This is a genomic window from Oribacterium sp. FC2011 (assembly GCF_000701645.1).
GTDB lineage: Bacteria > Bacillota > Clostridia > Lachnospirales > Lachnospiraceae > Oribacterium.
Genome location: NZ_JNJM01000018.1, coordinates 1 through 14396 on the forward strand (window position 1 = coordinate 1; position 14396 = coordinate 14396).

19 protein-coding genes and 12 tRNA genes are annotated in these 14396 nt (G+C 39.9%); all 31 read right to left on the reverse strand.

The window, feature by feature from the left end; genetic code table 11:
- Positions 1–170 (reverse strand): transposase (locus T357_RS0113865; RefSeq protein ID WP_031553846.1); only part of this gene is annotated, 170 nt, incomplete at its 3' end.
- A gap of 359 nt (positions 171–529) precedes the next feature.
- Positions 530–1252: a PD-(D/E)XK nuclease domain-containing protein gene (locus T357_RS0113870; protein ID WP_031553849.1), complete on the reverse strand. Its 723-nt coding sequence runs from the start codon at positions 1250–1252 to the stop codon at positions 530–532.
- On the reverse strand, positions 1230–2396 hold the full coding sequence (locus tag T357_RS0113875) for a P-loop NTPase family protein (RefSeq protein ID WP_031553852.1): 1167 nt from the start codon (positions 2394–2396) through the stop codon (positions 1230–1232). The genes T357_RS0113870 and T357_RS0113875 overlap by 23 nt, the downstream gene beginning before the upstream one ends.
- Before the next feature lie 194 nt (positions 2397–2590).
- Positions 2591–3103 (reverse strand): TIGR02452 family protein, encoded by a 513-nt coding sequence (locus T357_RS0113880; protein ID WP_049962442.1) that lies wholly within the window; start codon positions 3101–3103, stop codon positions 2591–2593.
- 331 nt (positions 3104–3434) lie between these two features.
- Positions 3435–3659 (reverse strand): hypothetical protein, encoded by a 225-nt coding sequence (locus T357_RS0113885; protein WP_026512033.1) that lies wholly within the window; start codon positions 3657–3659, stop codon positions 3435–3437.
- Positions 3649–4224, reverse strand: a complete 576-nt coding sequence (locus T357_RS0113890; RefSeq protein ID WP_031553857.1) for a DUF3990 domain-containing protein — start codon at positions 4222–4224, stop codon at positions 3649–3651. The genes T357_RS0113885 and T357_RS0113890 overlap by 11 nt, the downstream gene beginning before the upstream one ends.
- Positions 4221–4412, reverse strand: coding sequence for a DUF3791 domain-containing protein (locus T357_RS0113895; RefSeq protein ID WP_242840121.1), 192 nt, complete (start codon positions 4410–4412; stop codon positions 4221–4223). The genes T357_RS0113890 and T357_RS0113895 overlap by 4 nt, the downstream gene beginning before the upstream one ends.
- A 237-nt stretch (positions 4413–4649) precedes the next feature.
- Positions 4650–5510 (reverse strand): bifunctional class I SAM-dependent methyltransferase/N-acetyltransferase, encoded by an 861-nt coding sequence (locus tag T357_RS21490; protein ID WP_197027354.1) that lies wholly within the window; start codon positions 5508–5510, stop codon positions 4650–4652.
- Positions 5511–5545: 35 nt separating this feature from the next.
- Positions 5546–5857 carry a TfoX/Sxy family protein gene (locus tag T357_RS0113910; protein WP_031553862.1) on the reverse strand — a complete coding sequence of 104 codons (312 nt, stop codon included), beginning with the start codon at positions 5855–5857 and terminating at the stop codon, positions 5546–5548.
- Positions 5844–6272, reverse strand: a complete 429-nt coding sequence (locus T357_RS0113915) for a GNAT family N-acetyltransferase (protein ID WP_031553865.1) — start codon at positions 6270–6272, stop codon at positions 5844–5846. The genes T357_RS0113910 and T357_RS0113915 overlap by 14 nt, the downstream gene beginning before the upstream one ends.
- Positions 6273–6316: 44 nt before the next feature.
- Complete coding sequence (locus tag T357_RS0113920) at positions 6317–7138, reverse strand: flavodoxin family protein (protein ID WP_330373131.1); 822 nt, start codon at positions 7136–7138, stop codon at positions 6317–6319.
- 193 nt (positions 7139–7331) lie between these two features.
- On the reverse strand, positions 7332–7991 hold the full coding sequence (locus T357_RS19395) for a TIGR02452 family protein (protein WP_242840122.1): 660 nt from the start codon (positions 7989–7991) through the stop codon (positions 7332–7334).
- A 30-nt stretch (positions 7992–8021) separates the two neighbouring features.
- Positions 8022–8606, reverse strand: a complete 585-nt coding sequence (locus T357_RS0113930; protein WP_031553871.1) for a hypothetical protein — start codon at positions 8604–8606, stop codon at positions 8022–8024.
- Positions 8607–8648: 42 nt separating this feature from the next.
- Positions 8649–9023, reverse strand: coding sequence for a hypothetical protein (locus tag T357_RS0113935; RefSeq protein ID WP_031553874.1), 375 nt, complete (start codon positions 9021–9023; stop codon positions 8649–8651).
- Positions 9024–9130: 107 nt separating this feature from the next.
- Positions 9131–10237, reverse strand: a complete 1107-nt coding sequence (locus T357_RS0113940; RefSeq protein WP_031553876.1) for an RNA ligase — start codon at positions 10235–10237, stop codon at positions 9131–9133.
- On the reverse strand, positions 10234–10821 hold the full coding sequence (locus T357_RS20455; RefSeq protein WP_049962444.1) for a metallophosphoesterase: 588 nt from the start codon (positions 10819–10821) through the stop codon (positions 10234–10236). The genes T357_RS0113940 and T357_RS20455 overlap by 4 nt, the downstream gene beginning before the upstream one ends.
- Positions 10822–10839: 18 nt before the next feature.
- Positions 10840–11886: an RNA ligase (ATP) gene (locus T357_RS0113950; protein WP_031553881.1), complete on the reverse strand. Its 1047-nt coding sequence runs from the start codon at positions 11884–11886 to the stop codon at positions 10840–10842.
- Between the two features lie 150 nt (positions 11887–12036).
- A tRNA-OTHER gene (locus tag T357_RS0113955) sits at positions 12037–12111 on the reverse strand.
- Between the two features lie 7 nt (positions 12112–12118).
- Positions 12119–12188: transfer RNA gene (locus T357_RS21245), tRNA-Ile, on the reverse strand.
- 287 nt (positions 12189–12475) lie between these two features.
- Positions 12476–12832, reverse strand: a complete 357-nt coding sequence (locus T357_RS20460) for a helix-turn-helix domain-containing protein (RefSeq protein WP_049962445.1) — start codon at positions 12830–12832, stop codon at positions 12476–12478.
- Positions 12833–13019: 187 nt separating this feature from the next.
- Positions 13020–13092, reverse strand: a tRNA-Asn gene (locus T357_RS0113970).
- A 4-nt stretch (positions 13093–13096) separates the two neighbouring features.
- Positions 13097–13169: transfer RNA gene (locus T357_RS0113975), tRNA-Gln, on the reverse strand.
- A 4-nt stretch (positions 13170–13173) separates the two neighbouring features.
- Positions 13174–13246: transfer RNA gene (locus T357_RS0113980), tRNA-Lys, on the reverse strand.
- A 4-nt stretch (positions 13247–13250) separates the two neighbouring features.
- A tRNA-Lys gene (locus T357_RS0113985) sits at positions 13251–13322 on the reverse strand.
- A gap of 4 nt (positions 13323–13326) precedes the next feature.
- A tRNA-Phe gene (locus T357_RS0113990) sits at positions 13327–13398 on the reverse strand.
- A 4-nt stretch (positions 13399–13402) separates the two neighbouring features.
- A tRNA-Cys gene (locus T357_RS0113995) sits at positions 13403–13474 on the reverse strand.
- A 4-nt stretch (positions 13475–13478) separates the two neighbouring features.
- A tRNA-Gln gene (locus T357_RS0114000) sits at positions 13479–13549 on the reverse strand.
- Positions 13550–13559: 10 nt separating this feature from the next.
- Positions 13560–13781 carry a helix-turn-helix domain-containing protein gene (locus tag T357_RS0114005; protein ID WP_027206587.1) on the reverse strand — a complete coding sequence of 74 codons (222 nt, stop codon included), beginning with the start codon at positions 13779–13781 and terminating at the stop codon, positions 13560–13562.
- A gap of 346 nt (positions 13782–14127) precedes the next feature.
- Positions 14128–14210 (reverse strand) — tRNA-Tyr (locus T357_RS0114010).
- Positions 14211–14214: 4 nt separating this feature from the next.
- Positions 14215–14303: transfer RNA gene (locus T357_RS0114015), tRNA-Ser, on the reverse strand.
- Positions 14304–14308: 5 nt separating this feature from the next.
- A tRNA-Tyr gene (locus tag T357_RS21250) sits at positions 14309–14392 on the reverse strand.
- Between the last annotated feature and the right edge of the window lie 4 nt (positions 14393–14396).

Here is a 14396-nt window from a genome sequence, read left to right on the forward strand (position 1 = left end):
TGCCCCTCTATTATCTCTACACCTTTGTAATTACATAGGTGCTTTATTATATCGCGCAAATCTTCCTTATATTGATTGTAAATTATTTTTCGTCTATACTTTGGTGTAAATACGATATGATATTTACACATCCATTTCGTATGGGCGAGCGAGTATTCTTTATTCGCCATTTATATCACCGTATCCTTTCTACATAGTGGCTTGAGCACTACTATTATAGTGAGGATACGGTGATTTTGTATAACTTGAACACCCACCCGCTTAGCGGGTGGTTTTGTGTGCCACGCGCTTGATCGTTTTGCTGCCGGCAAAACTTGAAGCAGCGCGCGGCACGTGGTCACGACCTACAAGAAAAAGCACCAGCCACAAGTGCCAGTGCACTCATGAGCTGATGCTCAGTATTACGACTATATTTCATCCATCTCAGCCAGACAGCTAACTATTATTTTTTGTATTAAAAAACATCCATACTGGCTATTTGTGCAATTCCCTTGGCAAAAAATAGATGCCGAGGAATGTTTATCGGTTTCTATAGCATCACAAACACCTTCACGTTTTTACTCATGTCAGTTTTCTCATAGGTATCCCTAAATACATCGATATTGTCTATTATTCTAGCTTTATCATATATTAAAAAGAAAATGTTTTTATTATCATAGTGAACAATGTCAGATGCTACTTCCTCTGAAAGCTTTTTAGCGGAAAGGCTATCTCTTGTACATTTTAACTCTATCGCAATGTCAAACTCATCAATACATATGTCTTTTCTAACAGCACACGCTCCTGCATCCTGATACTCTTCTATTCTGGCAAGCGGAAACACTGCTCTTAGCAGAGCATATACTATATGTTGCAGATCATATTCATTACCAATATCAAAACACTTTTGCATACTCAAAACACTGTCAGTACATTTAGTATGTGGCTGTCGCTTAAACATATCCTGCAGATAAAGCTGCACATTTCCTAATACTCTCTCAACGATGCAACATGCTTCTTTCTCGCTGACGTGATTAAATTGGGGTTCACTCTTAAGTATGCTGATAGCTCTTCTTTTGGATTCCTGTAATAGTTCCTTCTGGCCAATTACAGAAAATCTATTATTTGATATCGGTATAAGCTGCTCTAAGCCATCTGCGATTTCTTTGGAGCCCTCTGATTTCAATTCATCTATGATATCTAAAATTGCTCTTTCTAACGCTTTAGTGTCTTCTATAGCCTGAATAAAATCAATACTCTGTTCCCTGTTCATTGCGTCCCCAACGTAAATAGAATAAGAATAATGCTTCTATAACATACAGTACGTTATCTCTCCACTCAAGAACCACAAAAGTTCTGTTTTTATCGTTTAGGACTTCCTGTATGTTGCCCAGATATTCTTTTAATGATTTAGGTGTAACCTTATCATCTCCAACAATTGTTTTATTGATTCTCGTCAACAGGTCATCTAATCCAATCTCCTCTATTGGCGGATCCTGAGCAATAGCTTCAAGTATAAGCGAATATAAATCCAACTCTCCCTTGCTTGTACAATATTTTTTTCGTTCTCTACCACGTTTTGTCTTTCCATTACTGATAACAGCAGTGACGTTTTTAAAGTCCAGGTTCAGAGTTGAAAACTTATAAGCTTTTTTTATAATCTCTTCGCTAACATCAACTGCATTACCAGAATCTGCCTTTATAAGCACACACAGATTCAGGCATAACAATTGCATCAATTGAGGTGATGCAAGGCTCTCGCCGACTAAGCTTTCAATATACTTATCATCAACATGTATTCCAAGCTGCTCAAATCCTTTTCTTGGAATCTGTCTCAGTTCATCCTTAGACCAGGGCTTAATATCGATTATACTTATACGTCCCTGCAGATCAGGATTGGTTCTGATTGCATCGTCACATCTGTGAGGAAGCGAAGATATTATTACCTTTAGTCCTTTCCTGATAGCATCTTTCAGCTGTTGCGATAAAAATCGCTGTATTTCTTCGCTTGCGTAATGAAAATCATCAATAAGCAGCACAAGTTCATGCTCCTGATAATAAGCTATAACATTTTCTCGTGTTACAATGTACTCCTCAGATATAGAATTATCAGTATTTCCTGTAGTAACCATTCCCGATAAAGGCATCCCTGCCTTTGCACCGATTGTCTTCCATACATTTTCTTTATTCAAAAAGTCTGAACCCAATACTTCTACAAGGTTGTCGATTCCCACAACTCTTTCACACAGTACCGTTTTTCCTATTTTGGATGGACCGGAAATAAGTGTTATATACCCAGACATATTTAACGCCTGCTCAAGTCTCTCCTCATAAGTAAAACCTAGCGCAGCTTCTCTGGAAATATAAGTAGTCACAGGTAATGCCCCTGGCTTAAAAATTTCAGCTGATTTGTTCATGAAAGTTATACCTCCTGTTAATGGTATTATATCACTTTTTAAAGGCTTTTAATGACTTTATTGTATATTTAATGGATTTTAATGTATTTTAATGGTTTTTAAAGGTTTCAATGCATTTTTATATGTTTTTAATGTAAGATAATGGTGAAATACGATTATGTGAGAAAATATTGAAAAAATAGTTCAAAGTATTCCTATCTGTTAGCTAATAACCTCTTAAACACGTCATAATTTCGGCTATCTCTTGGACTGCAATATACGGCGAACTCTATATTTTTGAACAGGTGTAGGAAGTCGCCTATCACATTTGATGCAGCTTTGGCAACAATATCTGGTTTATTCTGAAATACTCCACATCCAAATGCCCCCAATATAACTACTTCATCATCATTATCCACAGCAACATCCAGTATTCTCTTGAGCCTCTTTTCATGAAGTTCAAGCAGCTCTCTATCTGATATTTTTGCCTTTCTATTTCCATCGTTCTTGTTATATGGATTACTTGGATTGTCCCGTAGATTAGGAGCAGCACAGGTAATAACTTCAACTTCATACCACTGCGTTTCTGGCATAACAACAGGAGCTGCTGTGTCTGTTTTAAACACTACAACTCCCGGAGTATATATAATGTCATCATTGTGAATTGGATCAGCTGCATTCCTGTGAGGAGCATAAAATCCATTCCACATCTCCTTGACATTAAGCATTCAAAGTTTTTGAGGGTCAATCATTTTGCGGGTCTAGTTTGAGGGCTGTTTGAGGGTTTGGTTTGAGGGTCTACTGATTTTGGGTAAAAGAAAAAGACCAGTTTCCCGATCTTTCTCAATAATAGTATTATGTTTCTCTTCTTCAATTAGAAGTTGTCAATTATCATCTCATTACAAGATCCCATACTTTGTGGAGCCTATGATAAGCTCAGCCAGTTTTCTTGTACTGATCGGCATGTCAAGTTCAAACCAGCGAACAATCGTACCGAGTACGGCGGATATAAGCCTTCATTCTGATCCCCCGCCTTTCTAGACGATTTTCACGATTTATCTAGGAGATATGCTGCTTATTTTCAATCATTCTGTAAAAATCAAGAAAATAATCAGAACCTTCCATCCATAACTTTGAATCAAAATCGTACAAACATTTACAAGCGTCCGAATCCAAAAGCTTATTTCTTGCTTCATCTATTGAGATATTCTCTTCCATTGCCATATCTTCAATAGCATTAGTAAGAACCATATCTGCACAAGCATTCATTTTATCAGATGACATATTTCCTTGCCTCCTGAAACTCCAAACAACTAACCGCACCTTCAGTAAGAAAACAATACTGATCCGACAGGTGATCTGGCAATAATTGTTCAATAGCAAAATTTACTGCCTTCTCAGTCTTAATGTCTCCATACAATCCATTAAGATACGCTGTAATAACAGGATTCGTTGTATCATTCGCAATTTTGCCAATAATGATTTCAGCGTCAAATATTTTGCCAGTAATCAGCGGAATCAAGTCCTCCGCTAGCCGTTTTCTTCTATTTTGAGAAATAAACCAAAGCCACTCTCTGTCGGCATTTTCAAACTCATGTACCGCTATTTCCTGTTCAGGTTTATGATAACGAAATGATGACACATACCCATAATTCTGTGTTATAGGGGCATTTCCGGTATTTTGTGCCTTAATCAAAGAAGACCTTATAAAACTTCTGGCCTGATTAGGATCACTTGTAAGATAAAAACCTTTGCCAAAATCTTTGCCATTCATGCACTGGTTCAAATCAATGTTTTCAACACTCGTATAACTACCATGGTAAAGAAGCATCCCATCTTTTAATTTCATAGAGCTGCCCCTTTCCGCTTCAAAACATTACATATATCATCCAAATTGTAGTCATCCCCATTGATATGGAAAACATCATAGCATGACTCAATGTACTGCCAGATATTATACTTTGTAAAAATTCTGTTTGCAGCTGCCCTGGTAAGCTTATATCTTTCGCTAAAAGCACCTACTAACCTTATTTCCATATATAGAATTTCATTTATCATTATGCACACCCACTACTTTCTTGATAATGCAACTGTTTTCTTCTCCTTAATTATACAATCTTTTCTAAAAGAATGTCATTTCTTTGAAAATAATACGGCCATGTCATAACATATAAACCATTCTAAAAATGTAATTGAGGCAGTTATCAGATAATTACCTCAATTTGATCTTCTACACATTTTTTTCAACAACTGAAATATAAATCTGCCAGCCACTCATATTGTCCATTCAGTCCATTCTATGTGGTTGTATTTCATTACATCGTCAGCCCTTTTCATACCGATTTTCTCATAAAAGCCTACAGCATCTTCATTGGCAATCAGATATACGGCTATATCCTTTTCTCCGCCGGCAATTTCATGTGCAGTCTTCATGAGCCTGCTCGCGATGCCTTGCCTCTCATAATTCCTGTCCACGCCAAGGTCTGTCACGTACAACCAATAGCAGAAATCTGTAAGTCCAAACAAAGTCCCAACAATCAGTCCTTCATCATTACGCGCGATCAGACTGATGGAAACATTCTTAACAAGCTTCCTGATTCGTTCTTCAAAACGCTCTTTCGGATATTGTGACCCCAAATCGGTTCTCTTTAAAAAATCAACATATTCCTCAGCAGTAATGCGCTCTTCCGCAATATGAATCTCATCTTTTTTCATTAAATATCTGTTGCCGTCATCACGAAAAATCTTATAGCCCACTCTCTGAAATACATCATAACCAATATACTCTATAAGAAGGTTTGCTATCAGCAACTGCGCCCCGGGAAGCTGATCCGCATCGCAGATCAGATCTATCTTCAAGCATTTAAGTATATCAGACAAATGTGCATATCGTTCCGAAACTATTTGAATATAATCTTCATTGATATCCACTCCATAAACAGTCCGGTACTTATCCCGGCTTACATGCTCCAAGCCATTTCCACCGGCGACTCCAAGGACCATAGCCGTTGAAACCGGATAATCTTCAAACTGCTCCTTCATTATTGAATTCATAGTTTGAAGTTGTTTTACAGAATCAAGGCTCATATGATTCTCATAATCATTCAAACTGACTTCTTCCCACGGATTACTCATAATTCTCCTCGATTATGCTGAAAGTTATCGTAAAGTTATTTCTTCTTCGGCACCGGTAAATCCTCATACATCGCCTCTACGAGTTCCCTCATAAACTCCCTGTTATCAACATCATTTACAAGGATCATTTCTTTTGCTCCTTCATACGGAAGTTCCATCTCCGCATCAGGCATCATAGCTATAGCAGATTTTGTAGGTTTCACCAGGAAGCGGTCATCATAGATACCGCCAAATACCTTACCTCGATAATATAGGACATATTCACCCATCATCGCACGATGTGTTATATCATTAAGCTCCGACAGTTGCTCCAATATGTAATCCAAATAATCTTTATTTGATGCCATCTGTTAACCCCTTTATCATGATCATTTCCATCGGCTGCTCATACCCCGGGATATCGACCACAAACCCACCACAATCCTTATAGCCCAGTTTTCTATATAAATGCTGAGCATCTTCATCAACCTGAGTCGATGTCATCAGCATTCCATAGCTCTGGGATTTCATATTCTGTTCCCAGTGCTGCATCAACTGAACTCCATATCCCTTTCTACGATAATCACAGTCAATAAAAAGCATGGTGCAAAATGGAGTATTATCCCAAAAAAGATTATATCTCAGCACCCCGATTATCTTACCATCTTCAACACAGACATATCCCTGTTCGCATCTCACCTTTTCATCAAACACTGATTCCGGTAGATGCCTATCCAGGGTATACCATATTTCTTTATCCCGTTGCTCAACAAGTCTTATCATTGTTATTCCTTACCTATTTAACCTGAAATTCAAAATCCATACGACTAAATAATCTTACAGAATTCTATGATTTCCTGTTTTCTCGTTTCTACATCCGCTTTATATTCGATAGATGTCAGTCCAAGGTGACCCACACTTTCTATTTCCAAGTGGCCATAAAAATGTTCTATGCTGCCGATGATTCTCTCACATTCTGGCATATTAGGACCAGTCCTCAGAGCAATGGCATATCCCTTCTTTCCGGGCTTAATATACGCATGAGGTTCGTGTGTATTGCACCAAGGTGTACATCTGTCGATGAATGCCTTAAACTGCCCGGGAATATCTGCCCAATATGACGGAGAAACGGAGACAATAAAATCCGCAGCATCAAACTCATCCATTATATCTTCGATGACATTCGCATCACTCATAGCACATTTCGCTGTATTGTGGCATAAACGGCAGCCTTTACAGAAAGCAAAAGAATAATCATCTATGCAGATGCTATTAACACTATATTTATTTGATAACTGTTCTGAGACTAGCTTGGCTATTTCAGCAGTTGATCCTGTACGAACAGGACTACAATTAATGATCAATGCCTTCATTTTGTCTTTTGCCTCATATTCTAATACCTTGCTACCCAGAATTGTTTCTGGTTCCAATAGTCTTATCTCTATTGCATAGCAATTTCGCCCATAGCTTAACACTCCCTCTTCTCTGTATTCGCTTCTCACAAGCCCGATACCAAAGACCGTCCTGCTATCATTTTCATGTGGGACATCCTCAACAAATCTGTAATCCATATAATCTCCAGAGACGTGATCACAAATCTGTATCCTTGCTGTTCTATCTATCATTTGCCTTAAATCGCCAAATTTCATTATCCCTATTCCTATCTGTTAGCTAATAGCCTCTTAAACACGTCATAATTTCGGCTATCTCTTGGACTGCAATATACGGCGAACTCTATATTTTTGAACAGGTGTAGGAAGTCGCCTATCACATTTGCTGCAGCTTTGGCAACAATATCTGGTTTATTCTGAAATGCTCCACATCCAAATGCCCCCAATATAACTACTTCATCATCATTACCACAGCAACATCCAGTATTCTCTTGAGCCTCTTTTCATGAAGTTCAAGCAGCTCTCTATCTGATATTTTTGCCTTTCTATTTCCATCGTTCTTGTTATATGGATTACTTGGATTGTCCCGTAGATTAGGAGCAGCACAGGTAATAACGTCAACTTCATACCACTGCGTTTCTGGCATAACAACAGGAGCTGCTGTGTCTGTTTTAAACACTACAACTCCCGGAGTATATATAATGTCATCATTGTGAATTGGATCAGCTGCATTCCTGTGAGGAGCATAAAATCCATTCCACATCTCCTTGACATTAAGCATGCTGTACAAAGTCGAGCATCTGCACAGACATTCTTCCTGGGCTGTAGATCCCTTAACCACTCCACCGCCCGGATTTGTTGCTGACGCAAAATTATGAACAGCAACTTTCATACCTTTGTATGCACTTGCAGCCTCAAATGTCTTTTTCTTTGAGACTACTATCTTAGCTGATTCATCATACTTATCTTTCTCAGTTGCAAATAATGAATCTCCCTCCAGAATAAGCTTCTGATTCTCAGATGCCTGTTTTATAGACTCCCTTAGCCGAACGTTCTCTCTGCACATCTTTTCTGTATCTTGGAATATTGCTACATTTTCATCTCGTCCCATTTCTTCGCCTTCCTATCCCGTCCACTCATATCAAGAAGACAGTTTCTTCAAAAGAGCTTCATTTTCACAATCATATTTTTCAATTTCTTCACGAATCTTTTGCTTAAAATATTTGAAGAATAATTCTATATTTTCTTGCTCCGTTCCAGTATAGTTTTTAGTTTCGTGATGATTCTTATCCAGACTGTAACTATAAAGAACCGATTTTGAAATTCTCGAATCCGAATGACATGCAACTCCCATCGCAAAAAAATATATCATATCAAAGGTCTGTTTCCTTGCGGATGCTATCGCACATATCCGCGGATCCTCCATTTGAAGTATCCTAAGGACATCTTCCTCGAACTTCTTATTCTCAAGATCACGTTTTGATAATGGACCGTACTTACTCAAATCTATTTCTTTCTCATCATGATCGAGAAAATTACCTAAATACAGTTTTTGTCCGCAGGAATAGCTGACAGTTATTGCCATGCCAAGAGACGTTGGTGAAAAAGAATAGGAAAACCTGTCTCCAGCCAGTCCCTCAAGACAGCCATCATGAAGCTTTTGGAATTCATTAAGTTTTTTCGCATCTCTGCCTATTATTTTAAATGTGATGTCCTCAGTTTGCATCTATATTCTCCTGTTTCCATCCTTCTAGTGCCTCATCTTCTCTCATAAAACTAAATCAGCATAATCTCTGGTGTCGTACCATTCTGATTTGTACCAGTCCTCACAGAACTTCATTGCATAATCAACGCCACATTGTTCGCCAGGAACGTCATAGATACTTCCTCCTGGTCCGAGGAATGCACCCCAGTATTCATCAGCTTCCTTACTGTCCCTACTAAGCTCTTTGGCTCTTAGCTCACAAATCCTATACACCGCAAGCGCTCCAGATTCACTATAGTTAAATACATAGATACGTTCATCAGGACTATATAAATCCCCAACATCCTGCAAGTATGTGAACATTTTCTTAGCTGAATCAAATGTAATAGGGCGATATTTAATACTATTTCTATTATTGTTTTCGATTCCCGAATTCATAAGCTACATTCTTTTAACTGCTATTCATAAATCCCACGCATCTTCTGTCAGCAAGCTTTCAGGTTCTCCCTTAATTCTTTCCTATAACTTCCATAATTTCTCAGCTTTCAATTACTTATCTCAGGATACTCCACAATCAGTTTTTCAACATTTGCCGGTGCAAGCACTGCCATGATATCAGTGATGTCCTTTTCGTTCCCAATTGCCTTGAATCCAGCCCATGCGTATGGAGAATCCTTTATGGTCATGGCTACTGCTTTCCTGTCGTGGTCGTATTCTTCATAAAGGCGCCTGGAATAAAGCATCATGTCTTCTGCTTTATGCTTCATCTCAGCAAACTGCCAATCATAGTACTTAATGATATGGGCATTAGCCGGAAAATCTTTTGCCAGCTTTGAAAGATCCTCACCATTACAGAAAAACTCAGCCATTCTCTTTACGGTGAACACTTTATTCGTAGATAATCTGTGCATAGCCACGTATGCCGGAGACTTTATCTTGACCCTGTTATGTTTCTCATCAACCACGACAAAACCCTCATCCTCTATCTCGCCACCCTTATTTAGCGCAAGAGCAGCAACAAGACACTCATTCAAAGATATTAGCGCAAAGCTCCTGGGTCTCCTAAATTGCAGAAGCTCTGTATCCAACTCTTCACCTGTAAGATTATTTCTTGCGGTCAGGAAGAACAGCTCAGTCATTTCATATCTGACAACAATCTGACTAAGTGGAGAAACAATCTCAAAAATGTAGGTATAGTCTTTATTCAGTTCCTCAAAAGGAATCTCATTTACGTTTTCAGCACGGGCAATTATGTCCGCATAAGTCAGTTCGTTATACCCTGGAATAGCTGCATCCTTAGCATCACAGGTAGAACTTGTCGCAAATCTCCAAGCATCTTTGTACCAGAAAAGCTTTATCATAGAGCCATCTATCTTTTCCAGCACCCTGGCGCTATTCCAGTCGATATCTGCAGCATACTGTTCCTGTACATTAAAAAACTTATCAAACGGCCAGCAGACCACAGAAAGCTGAACCACATCGATTATGATTCCTCTTGCTTCACATACCAGTGGATCAGAGAAATCAGCTTCTGCCACATACTTAAAGCACGCCAGATCACCATTACGGCTTATCCTAATGAGCCTTGAGTTCAGCTTTTCTTCCCAGCTATCTGTATTATTTTCTATAAACTCTAATATCTTCGATTTCATTGCTGCGTCTCTTTACTAATCCACTTCTTTTCTTTCTTCTCCACTGCATGGTCAATCGTGATCCTGTGTATACTGTCGATATCAGATAGAATCCCGTCTTTTATCAGTTTTCCAAGATTGACCGGAGTATATCCGCATACATTGGCTGCAAGGTTTAAATGCTTGCAGCCTTCCTTGTACATCTCCATGTTACTATGGTCATGACCATGAATGTTTAGACACCACGGAAGTCCGTATACCGGCTCATGCGACAAAAGGATTTTGTCTGCTATAAATAGCGGCCCAGAATATATCTCATCAAACAGTCCCTTGTAATCTCCCCTTCTGTCATGGTTTCCCAAAAGCAGTATCTTCTTTCTGCCCCTGAGCTTCTTTATATATTCAGGACTTCCAACATCTCCCAAGCAGACAAATGTGTCATTTTTCATGATCACAGAATTCAGGATATTAACCTGTTCATCTGGTTCTATCCAGTCAGGGTCCATGAGTTTACAATCAGAATCTTTAAAATGCGTATCAGACAGGATATAAACAGATCCATTTTCTGACCAGTGCCTAAATGGTTCATATAAAGTTGATATCATGCTGCCTCCCGTCTATGATCACTCATCATTTTTCATTAGATACTTGTTGTTTATCACTTTCATTGATAAAGGTCCGCTAAGTGTATAAGAGTGAACAGGCGTAACAGGTCTTATTACTATTCCCTCTCTTATTGTCCCATTATATCCAACACCTTCTGCCCTTGCTAATAGAGCCGCCTCATCAGGATACTTTGCTAAGAGATCATCGCCTTCCTCTTCCACCGGAACCATCTGACATCCGACATATCTGCAGATTTCCTTAAGCGTTGTCAGGTCAGTTCTCTTATCATCAGCTCTTGCCGTAAATACAAACCACTCTGGCTTCTTAAGCCTAAGTCTGTTCTTCTGTATTCCTTCCCCGCACCATTCTCCCTGGAGAACCAAAGAGTTCAGTCCATGTTCCTCTGCATATGTCTTCATCTTTTCTGGAATACCTGCTGTTTTTACATGCTCCACAAACGCTGACTTTCCGTCATCCTTATAAGTGAAGTTATGGCCGGTAAAAGAAATTTCTCCATCCCTTACACCTATAGAATGACTTGAACCATCCATCTTGGTTGTTATGTAATAAGGCAGCCCCTTAAACTCATTAAGCAGCTCCGGCGCTGACTGTATCCTTGTCTCATCAGTCTTAGGTATATATCCGGGCCTATCACCTATCATGGTTCCTCCTGATCCTGCCCTTTCTGGCATTTCCCACTCGCGAACTCCAAGGATTTCCGTCACATCCATTCCTTCTTCAAGACTCATCCCCTGAAGCTTTGAGAGCTTATCAATCCCAAGGCATAATCCCTGGGATATCTCTCCCCTGAACTTCATAGTCTTTAATCTGAATCCTTCACCCATAAAATCATTACTTCTGTAGGAACTCTTTCTCAGGAATTCAAACTCCTCACATACAGGGAGAAAGGAATCTATCTCGAAATAGACCACCAGATCTCCCACATGAAATTCTCCCTTTCCTCCGACACACTTCCATCCAAGAACTTGAACAAGTTCCAGTCTGTCTGCATCGGGTATTGGAAAGACTTCCTTTATCTTCTGTATTGATGCTAATTTTCTCATTGTTCTATACCTTCCTTATCTTCTCTTTAAATCCGACTGTGACGGCGCACAATCCATTTAATTAAATGATATCCCTATACATACTGACTGTCAGTTAACTCGTGGTTGATAAAACATGAAGCTGAAACCTGCAAGTTTTCTATAGCTTAGTCGCGGGAGCAGGATTCGAACCTGCGTTGCACAGCTTATGAGGCTGGGCTGGAACCATCTCCAGACTATCCCGCAATATAAACGACTCTACAGAGAATCGAACTCAGGTTAGATGCATATAAGACACTGGTTCTCACCATTGAACTACCGCCCATCATTTTTTATATTAAAAAAGGACCTACCCACTTTCACGGATAGATCCTAAAACCCTGATTATTATTCCAATGTGCCTGGTATCAGTCTAACATCGGACTTTATAATCTATCCTTCTATTTCTTTCTATACCTTTTTTGCCGCGTGATGTCGCCAAATCGAGCGCACGAGTACTAAGCATATCGATCGTGCAATCATATGCTGTAGTTTCTATGGCTGTAAAATTTGTAAACATCATATTTCTCATTGAAAGCTTAAAACCTTACCTTCACTAACATTAGGGCTCTCATCTTTTCTCAATCAAAACTTCCCATTTCTTTACGGCCACAGGGACTAAAAGATTATCAACACTTACACCCAAGAGACCGCTGAGAACATAAAGGTTTTCAATCACAAAAAATGATCCTTTATGGCGCCATTTATTAACTGCCTGTGTAGTAATACCCAATTTATCAGCAATGGTCTTATCTTTTAATCCCTTTGTTTTAATCAGATTGCACATTCTATTCTTTGTAGCTTCAAGGTCAAGTCCTTTTACCCTGTCAGGTTCTTCCCAAGACACAGTGTAATCCAAAGGCTCCAACATGTGTCTAAATCTATTTGCTTCTAGGATCTCCATTACTTTTCTATATCCATCATCCATCGATATTGCCTCCTATATTTTTATTTTATTGGAGATTTATCTCATTGTATATAAACTCGTGGTTGATAAATTGGATAGCTAATCTACAAAGCACCTCTATAGGAAAAGAGTCCCAGGAATGGGCCATGATCCCATAACCTTCCGCGTATGAGGCGGATGCTCTACCTCCCACGCTATCCTGGAATAGCGGACACAGAGGGACTTGAACCCACAACCTCCCGGTTAACAGCCGGGCGCTCTACCGATTGAGCTATGTGTCCGGAACTACGGTAGCAAGGCTCGAACTTGCAACATCCTGAGTCAGAGTCAGGTGCTCTACCAATTGAGCTATACCGCAATAATGCTGTTAGTGGGGCTCGAACCCACGACCTTCAGATTAAGAGTCTGCTGCTCTTCCAACTGAGCTACAACAGCTTAGTGCTCCCCACGGGGGTTGAACCCGCATCTCTCGGCTTAAAAGGCCGGTGCATATCCGCTCTGCCAAGGAAGCATAATGGGCCCAGGTGGGGTCGAACCACTTCGCAGGGATTTTCAGTCCCCAGCTCTACCAGTTGAGCTACAAGCCCTAAGAGACATAGGTGGGATTCGAACCCACGTTGGCGGAGTTGCAGTCCGCTGCCTTTCCAGCTTGGCTACTATGTCTTAACTACGGCACTTGGAATCGAACCAAGATTACCGGAACCAAAATCCTGTGGGCTACCATTACCCCATGCCGCAACGCGCAGTCTTAATCGACTGCAATTATGTCATCAATAGGAACTTCCAGATAAACTGAAAGCGCTACAATCCTATCTATGCTTGGAAGCACTTCCCCTCGCAGATATCTATATACAAGGGATGTGCTTGCTCCCAGGTACTCAGAAACCTCTGGTACTGTATGTCCGCTTTCTCTGATCAGTTCCCTAATCCTAATTCCTGTTCCTTCAATATCAATTACTGGATAATCCATTCTTCCATTCTCCTTTTTCGCATTAAAAAACCACTTAACTCTTGCAAGCTAAGTGGCTACAGATCTCAATGACCTCATTTATTCTTAATGCTCCGGATCATCCATCATTTGGCATATCCAGGACCACTTTCCACCAACTTGCAATTTGCATAACTAACAAAGCACTTCTGATTTTTGCAGAACTGCATAAACTGTTTGTTATTAAATTGCTTGTTGATAGTTACGTAGTACATTTACAATAAATCCTCTTAACTTTCTGCTGCTCCCCGCAGCTCCATATCTTTGTTCTGTTAGTATTATCGCCCTGTCGGACCTATTTGTATAGTGTCATCAGATGACACTTAAGTGGGCAGGGTGAGACTCGAACTCACGGTGTTTCCTTGTCAGGGTTTTACAGACCCCTGTCTTCGCCACTAGGCATACCTACCCGGAGCGTTTGCGGAAGGATTCGAACCTTCGGCACAGTTTAGCCGTGCTTCGCTTTAGCAGAGCGATACCATAAGCCATCTCGGTCACGCAAACATAAGTGGGTGGAGCAGGAATTGCACCTGCGGTGTTTCTAATGTGGGAGTTTTACAGACTCTTGCCCTCGCTTCTAGGCATACCCACCCATAA